Consider the following 17534-nt stretch of genomic DNA (forward strand, 5'->3'; position numbering starts at 1 on the left):
TTGTACCACGGGGGTGAGAGTTACAGGAGTGCCTGAAGCGTTTTAAACCAAAGGTCATCTATCATATAGGTAAATCCAACCATCTTTTTGGTGAGATTTTCCAGCGAAATATGATAGAATGAAGCTTGGGACGATGAAGCATCGGTTTGAAGAGTCCCTCTTTCGTGGGATGAGATCCACATGAAAGGGGGGCTGTGTGTGAACGTACAAGACATAGCAGCTGCCATTGCCGCAACTGTTGCTCTCGCTCGCCTCTGGCTCGACTGGTGCAGGAACAAACCCAAGCGCCCGAAGAGATAGAGGTAAGCGCGTAGTCCCTTTCGGCCGGAGCATGTAAAAACCCTCTGGTAGGACCGCCATCCTCCAGAGGGCTCCAGCCCCGAAAATGGGGCTTACGCCAAAGACCGTTTGCTTCGTTCGTCCTTTATTATAATATACCCATTATCAGGAATCAATTACACCGGATTCTTTTTTTATGTAAGTTACCCCCGGCTGTTCCCGGGGGGTTTTTCATAGCCTTCTCCATGATCGCTTTTCGACTCGGATTCGGGTGGATCAACGTCGTGTTGATGTTTGAATGTCCGGCCTTGCTTGCCACATCATGAATGCTGAAACCCTGTTCCAAGGCAGAGTGCAGAAGTACAGGGAAGCGGTTTTCCATGATGGGCAATTCGGTGTATCGGTTTCCGTCGTGTTACAAGACAATACGTCCCTCCGGGAGCAACCGGAGGAATTCGCCGTCCGGCCCGGCGCACCACCAAGGTTCGTTCATTTCCCCGTGCATCATCGCCCCACGGGGCGAGCATCCGGCTGTAGAGCTGTTCACTCCTGGAAATTCCGGACAAAAAGGCGAGTATCGCTTCATCCTCCGGCGCCGGTTGATACTGTTTCAATCGAATCTGTTCCCTCCTTTGGGGTCCGGTAACTACGGTCCATCCATATTCTTTTGTTCATGATGACCAACCTCCTTCCGTTTTGCCTGTCACAATATTCCCATTAAGAGACACATTCCTTTCCCCCAACAATGAACAAGAGGTTCGGGATCACCGTTTACTGGAATCTGCTTCAAACCCCTCAGGCCTTCGTTGCAGTCCGCCCCTGCCAAACTCCCCGATTTCATTCACTTTCCAGTCTGATTCAGCAATTGAGCACTCCCCCGAGCAGAGTCGGCAAACTCAACCAAAGCGTCGAGATCGTTGGAACAAACTTTGGGCACATTCGTCCGAGTCCTTTTTAAACAGGAGCAGGATCCCCGGTGGATCACGTTGTACTCCGCTTGATTGCCGCCGAAGAAGTTGAAGACATAACCCCGAGGATTTTCAGCCTGCCAAGATATGGAATTTTTGAATATTTTTTACCATTCACTTCCCCTTTCCTGAGTGACCGGATTTCTTACTCATATACATCCAAGAACTCTTGAAGGCGGGAAATGGTTTGTCCATCCCTTCCTCCGGCAGGGAATTCCACACAAAGGATTAGTATTGAACGGGGGAGATCTTCATGCCGGGAATACAACGTCCACAGAAGGCCTTGTTTCCATATTCGAATCTGGAGGACCTGTTTTTCCTTGGATCCACTCCGTTGGCGGAAGTTGACAGTTCAGTGGGCAAAGGCACGTAATCATGAGGAGGAGCGATCGGATGATAAAAATAGGGATCTTGGGAACGGGTTTCGGCAAAGTGCACGCAAGTATTTACGATAAGATGGAAGGAGTGGAGGTTGCCGGGATCTTCGGGGGAACACCGGAAACACTGAATAAACTTAAAGAAGAATTCGATGTCCATGTAACCACGAACGCCGATGACCTGCTCCATGATCCCGAAATCGATTTGATTGATGTTTGTCTGCCTACATCGGTTCATAGAGAATATGGTATCCAAGCCCTAAAACAGAAGAAACATGTCTTTTGTGAAACCCCGGTGAGTTATGCCTTGGAAGATGCAGAAGAAATGAGGACCGTTGCAAAGGAATACAATCGAGTGTTATTGGTTAATTTGTTCTTTAAATTTTCGGATCCCCATCGGTTTGCGATAGATAAAATCAAGTCCAAAGCGTTAGGTAATCCCCTGGTGGTCACCGCTTACCAAAAGACACCTCCGCATTGGGGGAATATGAACTTATACAGGATGGTCCAGGATTTTACGCTGCATAATTTTGATTTCATCAATGAGATCATGGGCACGCCGAAAGAACTCACCGCCAGGGGGATTCATCGAGAGAGAGGAGTAGAATGTTGGGTTTTCTTGGATTGTCTTATTTTGATGGTTGGGAAATATCGTTACGATTCGCTGTTGCTCTCATGTTTTTATTCACAGCGACAGCTCATTGGGGAAAGAACGTCCGGATCTTATCAAAATGGTACCTCCAGTTCTGTCCCATCCGGATTGGATTGTGACGGCTACCGGTATATTCGAGATCGCAGGTGCCTTCGGCCTGCTGATTCCGTTGGGTTGGCATTCTTACTGATTGTGATGTTTCCGGCTAATATTCGCGCAGCACGAAAAGGGATCAGTATTGGCGGAAGACCCAGTACTCCCCTTGTGCCGCGAACCATTTTACAAATCATATTTTTGACAGCTGTCATTTTGGTCGGATCATGAATGAGGAGAAACGATGTCAACTGAATCCCCGAAATTTATAGGCCAACGGACCTCCCCGGCGGAAGGTCCTTTTTTATTTTTTAAAATCTGCCCGCTCCGTCCTTATTCCAACCCCAAAATCTCCCGGATCTCCTTTTCGCTCAGCGAGGAGAGCATTGGTTCGCCGGGTTGGATGACTTGTTCGACGAGGGCCTGTTTTTTCTGTTGCAGCTCGTGGATTTTTTCCTCGATCGTGCCGCGGGCGATCAGTTTGAGTACGTCCACCGCTTTCTTTTGGCCGATGCGGTGGGCGCGGTCGGCGGCTTGTTGTTCCACGGCGGGGTTCCACCAGAGATCGCAGAGGATCACGGTGTCGGCGCCGGTCAGATTGAGGCCGGTGCCTCCCGCTTTCAGGGAGATGAGAAAGAGATCCTTTTCCCCGGCGTTGAACCGGTGGGCCATCTCCAGCCGCTCTTTTCCAGGTGTGCTTCCGTCCAGATAATGATACGATATCCCCCGCCGGTCCAGCGCATCCCGGATCAGGGCCAGCATGCTGGTGAACTGGGAAAAGACGAGGATGCGACAATCGTTTTTCAACCGCTCTTCGAGGGTTTCCAGCAGTTGATCGAACTTGCCGGAGCCGTCGGTGTAATTTTCCAAGTAAAGGGACGGGTGGCAACAGATCTGGCGCAAACGGGTCAAGCCGGCCAGGATCTTCATCCGGCTTTTTTGAAAACCGTCGGTGATCAAAGCCTGTCGGGTATCCTTCCGGATTTTCCGGAGGGTGGCCAGGTAGAGCTCCTTCTGCTTGTCGGTCAGTTCCGAGAGGTGAATCGACTCGGTTTTTTCGGGTAATTCATCCAGAACGTCCCGCTTGAGACGGCGCAGGATGAAGGGACGGATCCGCCGGGCGACCTGTTCCGTGGACAGCCCCCGCAAAGCCGGCCGGCCGGGAAACAACCCCGGCAGCACCACATCACAGATGGAGCCCAGTTCGTCCAAGCTGTTTTCTATCGGGGTTCCGCTCAGGGCGAAGCGGGTCTGCGATCGCAGGCACCGGACCGCCTGAGCCGTCCGGGAGCGCTGGTTTTTAAAGTTTTGAGCCTCGTCGAGGATCAGCGTCCGAAACACATGGGGTTCATACCACTGGACATCCCGCCGAAGGAGTGGATAGGAAGTGATCAGCACATCGACGCCGGTAAGGTCGTTCATCCGCTGCTCCCGTTCCCTTCGGGAACCGGCAATGACGGCGGTCTTCAGCCGGGGGGCAAAGCGGGTGCACTCCCGCTCCCAGTTGTAAATGAGGGAAGCCGGGGCGACGACGAGAGCCGGGGACCGGGTCGGCGTTTTCGGCGAGTCTTCCGAAGCGTCCTTCTTCAGCTCGGACACGATAAAAGCCAGGGCTTGTATCGTTTTTCCCAGGCCCATGTCATCGGCCAGGATGCCCCCGAAACGGTAGTGAGCCAGCGTTTTCATCCACTGGAAACCGAACCGCTGGTAGTCGCGCAGGATCGGTTCCAAGGAGGCCGGAGGTGAGAACTCCAGGTTTTCCGGATCCCGGAGGTTGCGAACCAGCCGCCGGAAACGTTGTCCCCGTTTCACGCTTCCCCCCTTCTCTTCCAGCATCTCTTCCAACTGCAGGGCCCGGGTGGCGGGCAGTTTCAGTTTGGAACCGTCGATGACCGGACGGTTGTTTCCCTCTTCCTCGAGCAGGGAACGGATCGCCTCCGTCTTTGAATCTCCCAAGGGGAGAAACGCTCCGTCAGGCAAACGGTAATACCTCTTCCTTTCAACCAACGCCCGCAACAGGTTTTCAAGCTCCCGTTCCTCCACATCGGGCAAATCAAACTGCACTTCCAGCCAGTCCGACGCGGCGTCGACGTCAATGCGGGAGACGGGACGGTGTCCGGGCTCGACCAGCAGGTTTCTGACCGCTGCGGTGGCATATACTTCGGCCAACTCTTCCAACTGTGGGATTTTTTCGTACAAAAAGCGGCAGAGGTCTTCTTCGTCGTCGAGATGGAGTTCCCGGCCGTTGAATTGAAAGTTGGATTCTTCAAAGATGTTCATGATCCGCTGCTCTTTTTCCATATCCCGGATCAGTACGACCCCGTCACGGCCCTGTTCGTCACCGGATGATAACGGATCGACGGTGATCTCTCCATAGGTGTACCGGAGGGTGGCCGTCAACTGGTCCCCCGTCTCTTCCACCATCCGCCGATCCAACCGGATCTCCGCCTGCAAGGGATGTTGGACCATCCGTTGGGAGACGCGGCCATCCACCCTCAGGCAACCTTCCTTTTTCAACGCCGGGAAGATGACGGAGGCAAAGGCTTCTCCCGCCTTTCGGAAGATCAACAGCTTCTTCCCCGGCAACCGGCGGATCCGGCGGTACAGGGGCAGAATCATCTCTCTCTGCACCTGGTTGAGCCGATAGATCGTCCCCGAATCAAAACAATACCCGTCCCCGGAGAGGAGGGTCGGCTCCTGCTTGCCTCCTTCCTTTTCCAGTTGCAACACCAGAGATTCCCCCTTCTCATTCAGGGAGAAGGCCACAGGGAAGCGGTTTTCCATGACGGGCAATTCGGTGTATCGGTTTCCGTCGTGTTCCAGGACAAAACGTCCCTCCGGGAGCAGCCGGAGGAATTCGCCGATCCGGTCCGGCGGCACCACCAAGGTTCGTTCATTTCCCCGTCCATCATCGCCCCACGGGGTGAGTATCCGGCTGTAAAGCTGTTCACTCCTGGAAATTCCGGACAAAAAGGCGAGCATCGCTTCATCCTTCGGCGCCGGTTGATGCTGTGTCGGATCGTAGGTGAAGTTTTTGGTGAAAAAGAGGGGCTGTCTCTCTTCAAAAGACGCGAGAAAATCCCGGATGTTTTTGACCACATACCGCCGTTTGGAACCGACCTTCAACCGGACGGTCAACCACCCATCCTCCCGGCCGCCCCGTGAGGGGATCAGACCCAGCTCGTATTCCACCCCCAGCAATTCAACGGGGGAAGCGGACACCGCCCCTGATGGACCCTGCTGAAAAAGGTCGAGGATGTCGCGAACCGCCCGTTGGTGTTCATTCTGTTCCAAAGAGGCGGCGGCGACCGGGGCACTCCCCTCCCTCTCCTGTCCGCTTTCGCGAAGGTGAAGCAGCAAAGCGACAATGTGTTTGCAATACCCATCATAGGAAGAAAAAGCCGGACAGGCACATTCCGCGTCCTCCAAACCGCCCCGGGGATCCGTGTAAATATTCACCTCATAAGTGTACATCCCTTCAACAAAGGCGCGCCAGACGGGAACCGATGGGTCAAAGGCCGCCTCTTTCACCCGTCCGTTCTTCATATAGCGCATTCCCCGCATGTAGGTCTCTCCACTGGAGCATAAACTCTGGATCTGACCGAGGCTGATCACCAAAGACATTGTTCGAATGACTCCTTTGAATGGCTCTTGTTCAGCCCATTGTAGCATAAACCGGGGCGGAAACTCTCGCCCCACGTCCGGTGGCTGTTAAACGCTTCCGCTTTTCTCGAAACGAACATGAAAGCACAACGCTTCCAGTGGATCGGCAGCTTTCTTCGCTCAGCCGAAATTCCTGCGTTGGCTAAGTTCTTCCGGAAAATGTCTTTTACTGTCGGCGGCCCCCGGTGTATGCTGTACACAGCCATTCAATGAACACGGGAGGTTCACATGTTTCGTACCGTCATCCAGCCCCGCGTCTCTGAAACAGACGGAGTGGGGCACATCAACAACACCACGGTGCCGGTCTGGTTTGAAGCAGGCCGCGAGCCGATCTTCAAAATGTTCACACCGGATTTATCCTTCGACCGATGGAAAATGGTGATCGTGAACATGAATGTGGATTACCTGGACCAACTCTATTACGGTAAAGAAGTCGAGGTGCTCACCTGGGTGCAAAAGATCGGAAACACGAGCCTCGTGCTGGAGGAAGAGTTGCATCAGGAGGGCCGGCTGTGTGCCAAAGGCACAGCGACCTATATCAACTTTCATTTGTCCACACAGAAACCGGAACCGATCCCCCCGGAGATTCGAGAACAATTGGAAGCTCACATGAGGGGGCAGGATCCAGCATCAAAAGGCCAAGGGGATTGATTCCCCGCAAATATCGATCCCAGGGAAGGGTAATATTACCCATAATGACCGGGGGGGGAGCGAATGTGACTCCCCCTTCCGGTGGACTCGATAAAAAAGGCCACATAAGGTGGCCATTTAAGAAGACAGGATGCGAGTTCCAGGTTCAAATCAGGATCGATGAAATCCCGCCGTGGACCGGCAATCGGTCCCGATTGTCAATGGACTCATTTGAAGTAGCTGTCCATTGCCATACAGTCATAACAATAAATTTTATCGGGATCGATTCCCATGAGCTCGAACCGCCCAAGCGGTTCCATTCTTTCCGATACCGCTTTTAACACCGCCTCTTCACTTGTTTTTGTTTCGATCACTCTTCCGCATGTGTCGCAGGTGGCGATATACTCCCCTGTGTTCTCATCGCGCTGGATCATCCCGATCACCTCAGTATATTATCGGGAGAAATTTATCTTAAATATACAAAAGGGTTTTTAAAACAGAAACGATGGTTTCAGTGCAGTCGCCCGCTCTCATGCTGAGGGGGAATCACAGCCAAAATCACGAACGGGACTTCAACATCTTCAATCGCTCCGCTCCGGCCGGCTTATTTTTTCACTTTTCCGAAAACATCACTTGGGTTTCCTCCGGAATGTGAGGGGACCATCTTGTTAAAAACCGCCTCTCCCCCTTTTACTTCAAGGGGGAGAGGCGGTTTATACAAGTCCCCTCTTTCTTCTGTGACCGCAGTTACAATCTCCCTTCCTCTTTTCGCTTCCGAAACACCGTCACACACTCCACATGTCCGGTTTGGGGGAACATGTCCACGGGCTGAACCTCGTGGTTGACGTATCCCCGTTCCTTTAAGTAAGCGGCGTCGCGGGCAAGGGTAGCGGGATTGCAGGAGACGTAGACGAGGCGGTCGGGATTCATCTTCACAGCTGCGTCCAGGAATTCGGGCGCGCAGCCTTTGCGGGGCGGGTCGACGACGATGACGTCGGGGCGGATCCCCTCCTCCGCCCAGCGGGGCATCACTTCCTCGGCGGTCCCCGCTTCGAAGGAGGCGTGATCGATCCCGTTCAGCGCCGCGTTGTGCCGGGCATCCTCCACCGCCTGGGGGATGGATTCCACTCCGAAGACGCGGGCGGCATCTTCTGCCAGGCAGAGTGCGATGGTGCCGATGCCGCAGTAAGCATCGATCACCGTCTCCCGGCCACTCAGTTCCGCGTGTTTTTTCACCTGCTCGTACAGGATTTCCGTCTGGGCAGGGTTCACCTGGAAAAACGAATGGGGCGAGATGACAAACCGGACCGGGCCGATGGTGTCATGGATGACCGGTTCTCCCCAGAGAATCCGGTTTTCCGGGCCCAGGACGACGTTGGTCCGCTTCGGCTGGATGTTCTGAACCAAGGAGACGAGCCCCGGAATGTCTTCCCGCAACCCCTCCACCAGCCTCTGCCGGCCGGGAAGCTTCGGACCGTTGGTGACCAGGACGACCATGACGTCCCCGGTGTGGACCCCGGTCCGAACCATCACATGGCGGAGCACCCCCCGGTGTTTCCGCTCGTCGTAGGGCGGGATGCCCAGCTCCTTGACCCGTTCCTTCACCCGTTGGATGGCCCGGTCGTTTTCGGGCTGCTGGACCATGCAGTGTTCGAACTCCACAATCTGATGGGAGCCGGCGGCATAAAAGCCCGCCCGGACCCTTCCCCTGGAGCCGCCGAAGGGAACTTGGGCCTTGTTCCGGTAATTCCAAGGCTCCTTCATGCCGAGGACCGGAAGGACCTCCACGTTCTCCAAACCGCCGATCCGGGCAAAGGCGTCGGCCACCTGCTTTCGTTTGGCCTCCAGCTGGACGGGGTAAGCGATATGTTGCACCTGACACCCTCCGCACCGTTCAAAGACGGGACAAGGCGCGTCCACCCGGTTCGGGCTGGCTTTCAGCACCTTCTCCAGACGGGCGTGGGCATAGGTTTTTTTCACCCGGGTCACCCGCGCTTCCACCCGTTCCCCCGCAATAGCGAGGGGAATAAAGACGGTGAAACCCTCCACTTTTCCCACACCGTCCCCGGTATGACTTTGGCCCGTGATCTCGACTTGTATGCGTTCACCCGGTTCCACCGGGGGCTTCAGCTTCGGCATGTTGTCCGACTCCTCCACAGTTCATTCACAAAACCTCATTTTATCAGTATATCCCACTGCAGTGGAAGGAGCCATCCCGCCCGACCGTCACCACGGCCGAATACGATCCGATGAAACGGAGGTTGGATCTCATGGGGCACGAGAGCCCGGAAGAGACAAAACCGCAGATTCCCGAACAGGCCAAGCATGCCTACGGCATCAAAACCAACCGCTTTCTGGGCGGGTTTGAAAGCTGGATTTACGAATACGACCATCCCGCCGGAACCCGGATCCTGCGGATCACCCCCCTGTCCCACCGATGTCCGGATCAAATCCGGGCCGAACTGGACTGGGTGCGGTACCTGGGCGAAAACGGTTTGTCCGTGTCCAAACCGGTCCCGACTTTGGACGGGCGGTGGGTTTTCCACCTCGACGAAGGGGATTCGGCCGGTACCGCCGCCGCTTTCCTCAAGGCACCGGGGAAACCTCCCACCAATGAAGATTGGGACACTCCTCTCTTCCGCAACATGGGGGAGTTCGTAGGGAAGATGCATGCCCTGACGAAAGCCTACACTCCCCTCAACCCACAGTGTCGCCGACCGGAATGGCGGGAAGAGCTGGACGACTGCGGGGACCGTTACCTGGACCGGGTGGATGACGGCATCGCCAAACGGTTTTGGGAAAACCGGGAGTATCTGGATCAACTCCCGAAGGGACCGGATTCCTTCGGTTTGGTTCATTCGGATGTCCACAGAGGCAATTTTTTTCTGGACCGGGGAAAGATCACCTTGTTTGATTTCGACGACAGCACGTATTCCTGGTTTGTGGAAGATATCGCTCTGGCCCTTTTTTACGCCGTCTTTCCCGGAACGGAAGAGAGAAGAAAGGACGCCCCCCGGTTCTATGAAGCCTTCCTGGAGGGATACGCGCGGATGAACGCCTTAAGTTCACAGTGGCTGAAGGAGATTCCTTTCTTCATGAAAAAGCGGGAGTTGCTTCTGTACCTGGTTCTGACCGGCCGGAAGAGGACGGATCACCCGTTCATGAAAGGGCGAAAAGAGCGTCTGTTGGAAGACCTCCCCGTGGTGGAGATCCCCTTCTAGAAGTATGGTGAAAAAAGTGAGCGGCGGCATTTACCCGAAATCGCCCCGAATTTTCCGGCTGCGGGCAGGGGCAGGCGCTCCGGGATCCGGTTCCCTCTGTTATCCGAATCAAGCACCTGATGGAGTCATCACGCTGTCTGACGGCCCCGGGTCCCGAAGATCAGGAACAGGACGGCCCCTAAAGCCTCCAGGAACAGAATGATGAAAAACCACATCCATTTGGGGCCCCGGGTGTCCGGAGCTTTCCAAAGGCGGACCCACGCATAGACAACGATCACCAGGTTGATTACGAACAAGAACAGCTCCACTGCCGTTCACTCTCCTTTGACATGACGTTGGTTTTCAACAAACCATCAAGCGAAAAAAGCATCCGCTTATTACGGGCGGGTGCTTTCGACGATTCGTTTTTCCAATTTCGGAATCCATACACAGCGCGTACCCTCCGGTGCTTTCTTCCACCCTTCCCTGAAAAGGAGCAAGCCGGCCCGGCTGACATCGACCTCCCGGACCGCAACGGTGCCGAGCTCTTGGTCATCCGCCATCAGGGTTCCGAAAAACTCAAGATTACGGACTTTCATCCCATTTCACCTCACTGCTTTCTATTGTTGCCACTTTTTAAAACCGGATATTCCCTCCGAAAGGAAAAAACCTCCCGCATCAGCGGGAGGGATCGCGTTCCGAAAGGATCGCGCTCTGCTGCACCTTCTCCGGCACCTGGACCTTATCCACTTCCCCTTTCAACCGGTGAATCCATTCCTGGCGGACTTTTATCTGTTCATTTTCCAAATCGAGGGTGTACTCCACCGCTTTTTCGGCTTTGGTCAGGCGGAACGTCTCTTTGTCGACCCAGAGACGCACCTTGGCGGCGGGTCTTACGGGCCGGGCTTCGGCGTCGGCCGGAATGGGGGTCCAACGCTCCGACAGAGGGTCGAGTAAGGGTTCTGCCGGTTTTCCCTCCAGACGGACGGTGATCACCAGTCCGTTTTTCTTTCGCTCCACTTCGGTCTTCTCCGCCGCGAACCGTATTTTTTTCAACACCCACAGGGGATCCGTTTCCCGGTTCATGGTCATCCCGGCACCGTCCCGCTTCCGTTCCCTCCAGCGGTTCCGGTCAAACCGGTATTCTTTTTTTTCCGTTACGTACGTGCGTCGGGGACGGGTTTCCCGGAGGTATTTCCGGTGAAGGGACCACGTCCCGTCGATATGGATCCGGACGGGCTTCCGCGTCATTTCCACTGTTTGCTTCATGTCCACCCGGGTGTTTTTCTCCGGTTGGTTCCGGAACGCCAACTGCTGGCGGTGGGTGCTGTTCCACCGGTATCCTTTCATTTTGCCCATGGAGTTCAGGGACTCTCCCAGGAGGTCCTCCGGGGTCATTTGCCGGATCCGCTCTTCTTTCGCCTTTTTTCTTTCTCTCTCCGGTTCCCCGGATGCGGGACTGCAGCCGGACAGAACCAACAGGAGGGAGAGAGCCAAGGCGGTCCATCGGTAAAGGTACATGAATGATCCCTTCCACAAAAAAAGTCTGTGGAACGGATTCTACCGGATTTTGCCGCTCTGTCAACAGAAAGGAAGTGGTGTTGCAGAGGGGTCAACAAAACACTTCCAAGTGTCCCGCCAGGATTTCCACCCGGCCGGAAAGCTCCCCGCCCCACTCTCCGTCCAGGTTGAGCTTCATCGTCTCCTTGGGGGTGATCACCATTTGATCCGCCTGAAAATAAAGGATTCGATCATCCCGGAGATGCTCTCCCCGGAGGACGGCCCTCACCAGTTGAACGAGGTCCGTCAACCCCGCTTTCCGGACCACCAACACATCCAACCGGCCGTCGCTGATGTCCGCATGGGGAGCCAGTTGATCAAAACCGCCGATGGAGGGACTGTTGGCGATCAGCAGAAGCAGGATTTCTTCTTCCACCACCCGGTCCGGAGTTTCCACCCGGATCCCGAAGGGGCGGAACAAGCTTCCCAGCTTTTCCAGCCCTTTGGCATAGTAAGCCGCTTGTCCGAGAAGGGTTTTGAGCCGACTGGGAGCTTCATAGGTCACCTCGGTCATCACTCCCGCCGCGGCCACATTGACGAAATACTGATCCCCCACTTTTCCCACGTCCATCCGGGAGGTGCAGCCTTTTCCGATCACGTCGCAAGCTTCCAGCAGATTCCGGGGAAGACCTAAGGCCCGGGCCAGATCATTGCTGGTGCCGCAGGGAAGAATCCCGAGCCGGGGCCGATGTTCCCGTCGGGAGAGACTTCCTGCCACTTCGTGAACCGTCCCGTCGCCGCCCGCCGCAATGACGACCTCGAAACCGTTATCCACCGCCTCTTCGGCGGCGTTGGCGGCGTCCCCCGGACATCGGGTCGAGTGACAGGAGGTTTCCAGCCCATGCCCCTCCAGACGTTCCAGAATGCGGGGCAGTTGCCCTTCAAAAACTTCCCGCCCCGCTGTTTTGTTGTAGATGATACGCGCCCGTGTCCGCACCCCGATCCCCCCTTCAAGCTTTTGGACAGATGAACCCGCCGTTTGCCGCATACAAATGAAATCAGAACACCCCGGAAGGAGGGTTGCTCAAATGAAGACTTCCGAATCCGGGCAAAGCCGGGCGAAGCAAAACCCTTCGGCCGGGCCCCGCCCCGAGCGGTTGCAACCGGCAAAAAACGCCCTTTTCCAAAGTCTGTTCGCCGAATCCATCCTTCTCAGTATCGCGGGTCAGATGGCCTCACTCCCCGGGATCCACGAACGGCCGGAACTCCGCTCGGTCCGGGAAGAAGACATGCGGAGAGGGCATCACCGCCTGACGGCCCAAGGCTGCCTGGAACGGATCGGCGGCGAAGACTGGCATGAAACGGTAGTCTCCCAGCTGGTCGGCAGTCTGTATAACGCCCGGCGCCATGACCGGATCCAACGGGGGAATCTGATGGAACTGAAACGAAAGATTCCTGCGGACGCCCGGACAGCGGTGGAAAATTGGATTCAATGGCTGGATTACTCAGAAAATACCCTTCAGGAAGCCATGGTTCATTCCCGGGAACTGATCGGAAGCCTGCAGTGGAATCGTTTCGCCCCCCGATAAGAAGGGCCACGTCCATCGTGGCCCATTTCTCATCCATATATTTTATGCCCTTCCATGACGGGGTTAAACCTCATCCGTCCCGGCCTTTCCAAGAAAAAGGGAGCCAAACCGGCTCCCTCTCTCTTCTTTAGCCTCAGTACTGCTGATATTCGGCGGGGTTGTTGATGGACTGCGCCTGCTGAATCTTTTGCTGAGCCTGGCTGAGGTCCTGCACCGCCTGCTGCAACTGCTGTTGTTGCTGGGAGTTCATCTGCCCTCCCTGGCTCTGTTGCAACTGTTGAACCTGTTGTTGGGCTTGCTGCAGTTGCTGCTGGGCTTGATTCAAGGCTTGAGGATTGGCCTGGTTTTGGGCCTGCTGAACCTGTTGCATCGCTTGGCGGGCTGCTTGAACGGCCTGCTGGTACTGCTGGTTTTGCTGCTGTTGCCCTTGCTGCTGGTTGTTTTGCTGAACCATAAAACAAACGCCCCCTTTTTCCGAATCTTCGGCGGGCGGCTAAAGAAACCCACCGACAGCTATTGTGCTGCACATCGCCGGCTCTTATACGTCTGAAGAGGGTAAAAAAAAGGCCCGCCGGCAGGCGGACGGTCAGATCGAAGTCAATGCCGGAGACGGCGCCGGCCCTGCAGGGCCAGATAGGCGAAAAACAGGCTGACCAACCCGAAAATCGCGTTGTTTTCCGCGAGGAAAAACTGGATCATCGCGTTTCCTGTCAACAGGAGGCTCAGGAGAAGGTACGTCCGGCGGGAAAAAGGCTTACCCCTGAATTCGTACAGGATGACGAAAAAATACAGCGCGATCACGAAAAAATTGACCGCATGAGGGGGCTCATCCTGCAGGTAGCTCAGTCCCAGCCCTAAGGAAAACAGGACGATCGCCCCGTACCAGATCTGCATGCGAAACACCTCATTTATCCCCACTTCCACCCGATCCCCCGGTCGATCCGGAACCGATCATCGGGTCTCACCCGTTGATTCTCTCCAAGATCAGCCGGTTGACCATTTGGGGATTGGCTTTTCCTTTGGTCGCCTTCATCACTTGGCCAACCAAAAAGCCAAGCGCCCTGTCCTTCCCGTTTTTGTAATCCTCCACCGATTGCGGATTGGCTTCGACCACTTCCGTGACAATCTCTTTCAGTTTCCCTTCATCACTGATCTGTACCCAACCTTTTTCTTCCACGATTTTGGCCGGATCTCCGCCGTTTTCCACCAGTTCCTTAAATACTTTCTTCCCGATTTTCGAGCTGATGGTCCCCTTTTCGATCAGCTGGATCATCGAGGCAAGGGAGGAAGGAGTGATCCGGGTGTCTTCCAGTTCCCGGTCCTGGTTGTTCAAATACCCCAGGAGTTCGGAAGAAACCCAGTTGGCCGCACTTTTGGGGTCCGCACCTTCGGCGGCCACCTGGTCGTAGAAGTCGGCAATCTTCTTGGTGGCCGTCAACAGATCCGCATCGTAAGCGGACAGACCGAACTCTTTCATGTACCGCTCCCGGCGGGCGTCCGGCAATTCCGGAAGACTCTTTTTCACTTCTTCCTTCCAACTCCGGTCTATTTGAAGCTGCACCAGATCGGGTTCCGGGAAATAACGGTAATCGTGGGCTTCCTCTTTGGAACGCATCACTTTGGTCCGGTTTTCGTTTTCCAACCACCGCATTGTCTGCTGGACAATGGTGCCTCCTTCAGAGAGCACCCTGGCCTGCCGTTCCTCTTCGTATTTGAGCGCCCGCTCCACATTCCGGAAGGAGTTGAGGTTTTTCATCTCCGTCTTGGTTCCGAATTCCCGGCTTCCCGCCGGCCGGAGACTGATGTTGGCGTCACAGCGCAGCGATCCTTCTTCCATTTTAACGTCGGACACACCGGTGTATTGAAGGATCTGCTTCAGTTTTTCCAGGTAGGCCCGTCCTTCTTCGGGAGAGCGCATATCGGGCTCGGAGACGATCTCGATCAACGGGACGCCGACCCGGTTATAATCCACCAGGGAACCGTCTCCGTTTTCCGAGTGGTTCAGTTTCCCGGCATCTTCCTCCAGGTGCACCCGGGTGATGCCGATCCGTTTTTTCTCCCCTCCCACCTCGATCTCGATCCAGCCGTTCTGTCCGATCGGTTGATCGTACTGGGAGATTTGATAAGCCTTGGGCAGGTCCGGGTAAAAATAGTTCTTCCGGTCGAATTTGCTGACTTCGGCAATCTTGCAGTTCAGAGCCAGGGCGGCTTTCATGGCGAATTCCACCGCCCGCCGGTTCAGGACGGGAAGCGTTCCCGGATGCCCGAGACAGATCGGGCAGGTGTGGGTGTTGGGCGGAGCTCCGAATTCGGTGGAGCATCCGCAAAAGATCTTGGATTCCGTGGACAGTTCGGCATGAACCTCCAGACCGATCACCGTCTCAAAACGGGTCATTGGACCTCGCCTCCCAACTTCGGTTCCGGCAAGCGTTCCCCGTGCTGCTCATAAGCATGGGCCACCTTCAGCACACCGGCTTCGTCGAAGGGACGGCCCACGATTTGAAGACCGACCGGCAGTCCCCCGGAAAGGCCGCAAGGAACGCTGACCGCGGGCAGCCCGGCCAGACTTACCGGAATCGTGCAAATGTCGTTCAGATACATGGTCAGGGGATCGGCGGTCTTTTCTCCGATTCGGAAGGCCGTGGTCGGAGCCGTCGGTCCCACCACCACGTCATATTGATTGAAAATGTTTTCGAAATCGCGGCGAATCAGGGTCCTCACTTTTTGCGCCTTCAGGTAATAAGCGTCATAGTAACCGGAACTGAGGGCATAGGTTCCCAGCATGATGCGCCGCTTCACTTCCTCGCCGAAGCCGGCGCTCCGGGTGTTGCTGAAGGTGTCGATGAGGGTCTCCCCTTCCACCCGGAGCCCGTAGCGGACGCCGTCGTAACGGGCCAGGTTGGAAGAAGCTTCCGCCGGGGCCAAGAGGTAATAGGTGGCCACGGCGTAATCGATGTGCGGAAGCGACACTTCTTCCACCCGCGCCCCCAGATCCTCCAGGACTTTGAGGGATTGTTCCACCTTCTCCCTGACACCCGGATCGATCCCTTCCCCCATCCACTCCGCGGGAACCGCCACTTTCAGGTCTTTCACCTCTCCTTTCAGAGCGGAGAGATAATCCGGCACTTCCACATCGGCGGAAGTGGAGTCCAGGGGATCGTGTCCGGCGATGGCTTGCAAGACGTAAGCGGCGTCCTCCACATTCCGGGTGATCGGCCCGATCTGGTCCAGAGACGATGCGAAGGCGATCAGTCCAAAGCGGGACACCCGACCGTAGGTGGGCTTCAGTCCGACCACACCGCAGAAGGCCGCCGGTTGCCGGATGGAGCCGCCGGTATCCGACCCCAGGGCAAAGGAAACCTGCCCCGATGCAACCGCCGCCGCCGAACCCCCGCTGGAGCCGCCGGGGACGCGCTCCGGATCCCAAGGATTCCGGGTTTCGAAGTAGCCGGAGTTCTCATTGGAAGAACCCATGCCGAATTCATCCATATTCATCTTGCCGATCATGTTGGCCCGGGCTTTCTCCAACTTCTCCATCACCGTGGCATGATAGAGGGGCGTGTAATGGTCCAGGATCTTGCTCCCCGCGGTCGTCAGGACTCCCCGGGTGTTGATGTTGTCCTTGACACCCATCGGCAACCCGGCCAAGGGACCGAATTCGCCCGAGTCGTCCAGCTTCTTCGCCCGGTCACGGGCGCCCTCTTCATCCAGCTTCAGGAAGGCGCGGATTGTTCCGTCGATCTCCCCGATCCTTTCCAGGGAAGTGTTCACCAGGTCCGTGGCGGTCAGTTCCCGGTTTTTCAGCTGTTTATGTAATTCTCTGATCGGTTGTTTCACAAGCGACATGATTTTCCTCCTTTACTCCTCAAATACATCCGGTACCCGGAACATGCCGTCTTTTTTCTCCGGCGCGTTCAATAGGGCTTTTTCCCGATCCAGAGAAGGTCGGCTTTTGTCTTCCCGCAACACATTGGCCATGGGCCGCACGTGACTGGTGGGTTCCACGTCCTCCGTGTCCAGTTCATTCAGCTTTTCGGCGAACTTCAGAATGTCGTTCAGTTGTTCGGTGTACACCTTTGCCTCTTCCTCCGTCAGATTCAGTCGGGCCAGTTTGGCCACATGTTCCACCTGGTCCTTGGAAATTGCCATGACATCCACCTCCGTCTGCAGATCTCGTTTCAAGAAACAAAGCGGCGCCCAGTAACCCGTCGCCGCCCACTTTTCCGATGATCGGACAAGGCCTCTCTTTCTTCATAACAGTATAGCACAAACCGGCCGCCTTCTACCCCCGTCCCCTGTGACAGCTCATTGGAAAAAGAAAGGCCTGTTCGGCGGGAGGGACCGGGATTCTGACAAAGGGGGACTGGGTTCCCCCGCCGTGGAATCGTACCGGACATGGACACCGATACGTCGTCCTCTGAGGGGAAAGGCATGATCACGGTCGCCGGGGTCCACCCGCTCCCATTTTTCGATGGAGATTCCGTCCAACATCACCGTGCCCCTGTCGGGCCGGTGGTCCAGCCCGATGACATGCCGCTCTCCATCCAGGGTGACGGTCCGGCTTTTCTTTTCCATCCCGGCTC

At 55.8% G+C, this 17534-nt stretch carries 17 protein-coding genes; 4 read left to right on the forward strand and 13 right to left on the reverse strand.

Going from position 1 to position 17534, the window contains the following annotated elements; translation table 11 throughout:
- Positions 1-1640 precede the first annotated feature (1640 nt).
- Entirely contained in the window at positions 1641-2600 is a 960-nt protein-coding gene (locus C8P63_RS19900; RefSeq protein ID WP_342748063.1) for a Gfo/Idh/MocA family oxidoreductase, read from the forward strand.
- A gap of 102 nt (positions 2601-2702) precedes the next feature.
- Here the strand turns inward: C8P63_RS19900 and C8P63_RS07445 are convergent, their stop codons facing one another.
- Positions 2703-5993 (reverse strand): DEAD/DEAH box helicase, encoded by a 3291-nt coding sequence (locus C8P63_RS07445; RefSeq protein ID WP_170109549.1) that lies wholly within the window; start codon positions 5991-5993, stop codon positions 2703-2705.
- A gap of 267 nt (positions 5994-6260) precedes the next feature.
- On the opposite strand from C8P63_RS07445, the gene C8P63_RS07450 reads away from it, so the two are divergent.
- Positions 6261-6683, forward strand: coding sequence for an acyl-CoA thioesterase (locus C8P63_RS07450; protein WP_108022745.1), 423 nt, complete (start codon positions 6261-6263; stop codon positions 6681-6683).
- 206 nt (positions 6684-6889) lie between these two features.
- Here the strand turns inward: C8P63_RS07450 and C8P63_RS07455 are convergent, their stop codons facing one another.
- Positions 6890-7096 (reverse strand): hypothetical protein, encoded by a 207-nt coding sequence (locus C8P63_RS07455; RefSeq protein ID WP_108022748.1) that lies wholly within the window; start codon positions 7094-7096, stop codon positions 6890-6892.
- Positions 7097-7409: 313 nt separating this feature from the next.
- Positions 7410-8801 (reverse strand): 23S rRNA (uracil(1939)-C(5))-methyltransferase RlmD, encoded by a 1392-nt coding sequence (gene rlmD, locus C8P63_RS07460; protein ID WP_108022750.1) that lies wholly within the window; start codon positions 8799-8801, stop codon positions 7410-7412.
- 131 nt (positions 8802-8932) lie between these two features.
- Here rlmD and C8P63_RS07465 point away from each other — a divergent pair, with 131 nt between their 5' ends.
- On the forward strand, positions 8933-9883 hold the full coding sequence (locus C8P63_RS07465) for a phosphotransferase enzyme family protein (RefSeq protein ID WP_170109550.1): 951 nt from the start codon (positions 8933-8935) through the stop codon (positions 9881-9883).
- A 128-nt stretch (positions 9884-10011) separates the two neighbouring features.
- Here the strand turns inward: C8P63_RS07465 and C8P63_RS07470 are convergent, their stop codons facing one another.
- The 4 genes from C8P63_RS07470 to C8P63_RS07485 all read right to left on the reverse strand — a co-directional run bounded on the left by C8P63_RS07470 (position 10012) and on the right by C8P63_RS07485 (position 12359).
- Positions 10012-10191 carry a PLDc N-terminal domain-containing protein gene (locus C8P63_RS07470; RefSeq protein ID WP_108022754.1) on the reverse strand — a complete coding sequence of 60 codons (180 nt, stop codon included), beginning with the start codon at positions 10189-10191 and terminating at the stop codon, positions 10012-10014.
- A gap of 69 nt (positions 10192-10260) precedes the next feature.
- The gene (locus C8P63_RS07475) at positions 10261-10461 is read right to left on the reverse strand and encodes a hypothetical protein (protein ID WP_108022756.1); all 201 of its coding nucleotides are present in this window, start codon (positions 10459-10461) and stop codon (positions 10261-10263) included.
- Positions 10462-10540: 79 nt separating this feature from the next.
- A complete protein-coding gene (locus C8P63_RS07480; RefSeq protein ID WP_108022758.1) occupies positions 10541-11383 on the reverse strand; it encodes a DUF6612 family protein in 843 nt (280 codons plus the stop codon).
- 91 nt (positions 11384-11474) lie between these two features.
- Positions 11475-12359: a YegS/Rv2252/BmrU family lipid kinase gene (locus tag C8P63_RS07485; RefSeq protein ID WP_245920770.1), complete on the reverse strand. Its 885-nt coding sequence runs from the start codon at positions 12357-12359 to the stop codon at positions 11475-11477.
- Positions 12360-12450: 91 nt separating this feature from the next.
- Between C8P63_RS07485 and C8P63_RS07490 the strand changes: the two genes are divergently transcribed.
- Entirely contained in the window at positions 12451-12951 is a 501-nt protein-coding gene (locus C8P63_RS07490; RefSeq protein WP_108022763.1) for a hypothetical protein, read from the forward strand.
- A gap of 133 nt (positions 12952-13084) precedes the next feature.
- On the opposite strand, the gene C8P63_RS07495 is transcribed toward C8P63_RS07490, so the two are convergent.
- The 6 genes from C8P63_RS07495 to C8P63_RS07520 all read right to left on the reverse strand — a co-directional run bounded on the left by C8P63_RS07495 (position 13085) and on the right by C8P63_RS07520 (position 17526).
- A complete protein-coding gene (locus C8P63_RS07495; protein WP_108022765.1) occupies positions 13085-13405 on the reverse strand; it encodes a hypothetical protein in 321 nt (106 codons plus the stop codon).
- A 143-nt stretch (positions 13406-13548) separates the two neighbouring features.
- A complete protein-coding gene (locus C8P63_RS07500) occupies positions 13549-13875 on the reverse strand; it encodes a hypothetical protein (protein ID WP_108022767.1) in 327 nt (108 codons plus the stop codon).
- A gap of 37 nt (positions 13876-13912) precedes the next feature.
- Positions 13913-15346 (reverse strand): Asp-tRNA(Asn)/Glu-tRNA(Gln) amidotransferase subunit GatB, encoded by a 1434-nt coding sequence (gene gatB / locus C8P63_RS07505; protein WP_108022769.1) that lies wholly within the window; start codon positions 15344-15346, stop codon positions 13913-13915.
- Entirely contained in the window at positions 15343-16797 is a 1455-nt protein-coding gene (gatA, locus tag C8P63_RS07510; RefSeq protein ID WP_108022771.1) for an Asp-tRNA(Asn)/Glu-tRNA(Gln) amidotransferase subunit GatA, read from the reverse strand. The genes gatB and gatA overlap by 4 nt, the downstream gene beginning before the upstream one ends.
- Before the next feature lie 12 nt (positions 16798-16809).
- Complete coding sequence (gatC, locus tag C8P63_RS07515; protein ID WP_108022779.1) at positions 16810-17100, reverse strand: Asp-tRNA(Asn)/Glu-tRNA(Gln) amidotransferase subunit GatC; 291 nt, start codon at positions 17098-17100, stop codon at positions 16810-16812.
- 156 nt (positions 17101-17256) lie between these two features.
- On the reverse strand, positions 17257-17526 hold the full coding sequence (locus tag C8P63_RS07520) for a hypothetical protein (protein ID WP_108022781.1): 270 nt from the start codon (positions 17524-17526) through the stop codon (positions 17257-17259).
- Positions 17527-17534: the final 8 nt, after the last annotated feature.

The organism is Melghirimyces profundicolus, from assembly GCF_003054245.1.
Lineage (GTDB): Bacteria > Bacillota > Bacilli > Thermoactinomycetales > DSM-45169 > Melghirimyces > Melghirimyces profundicolus.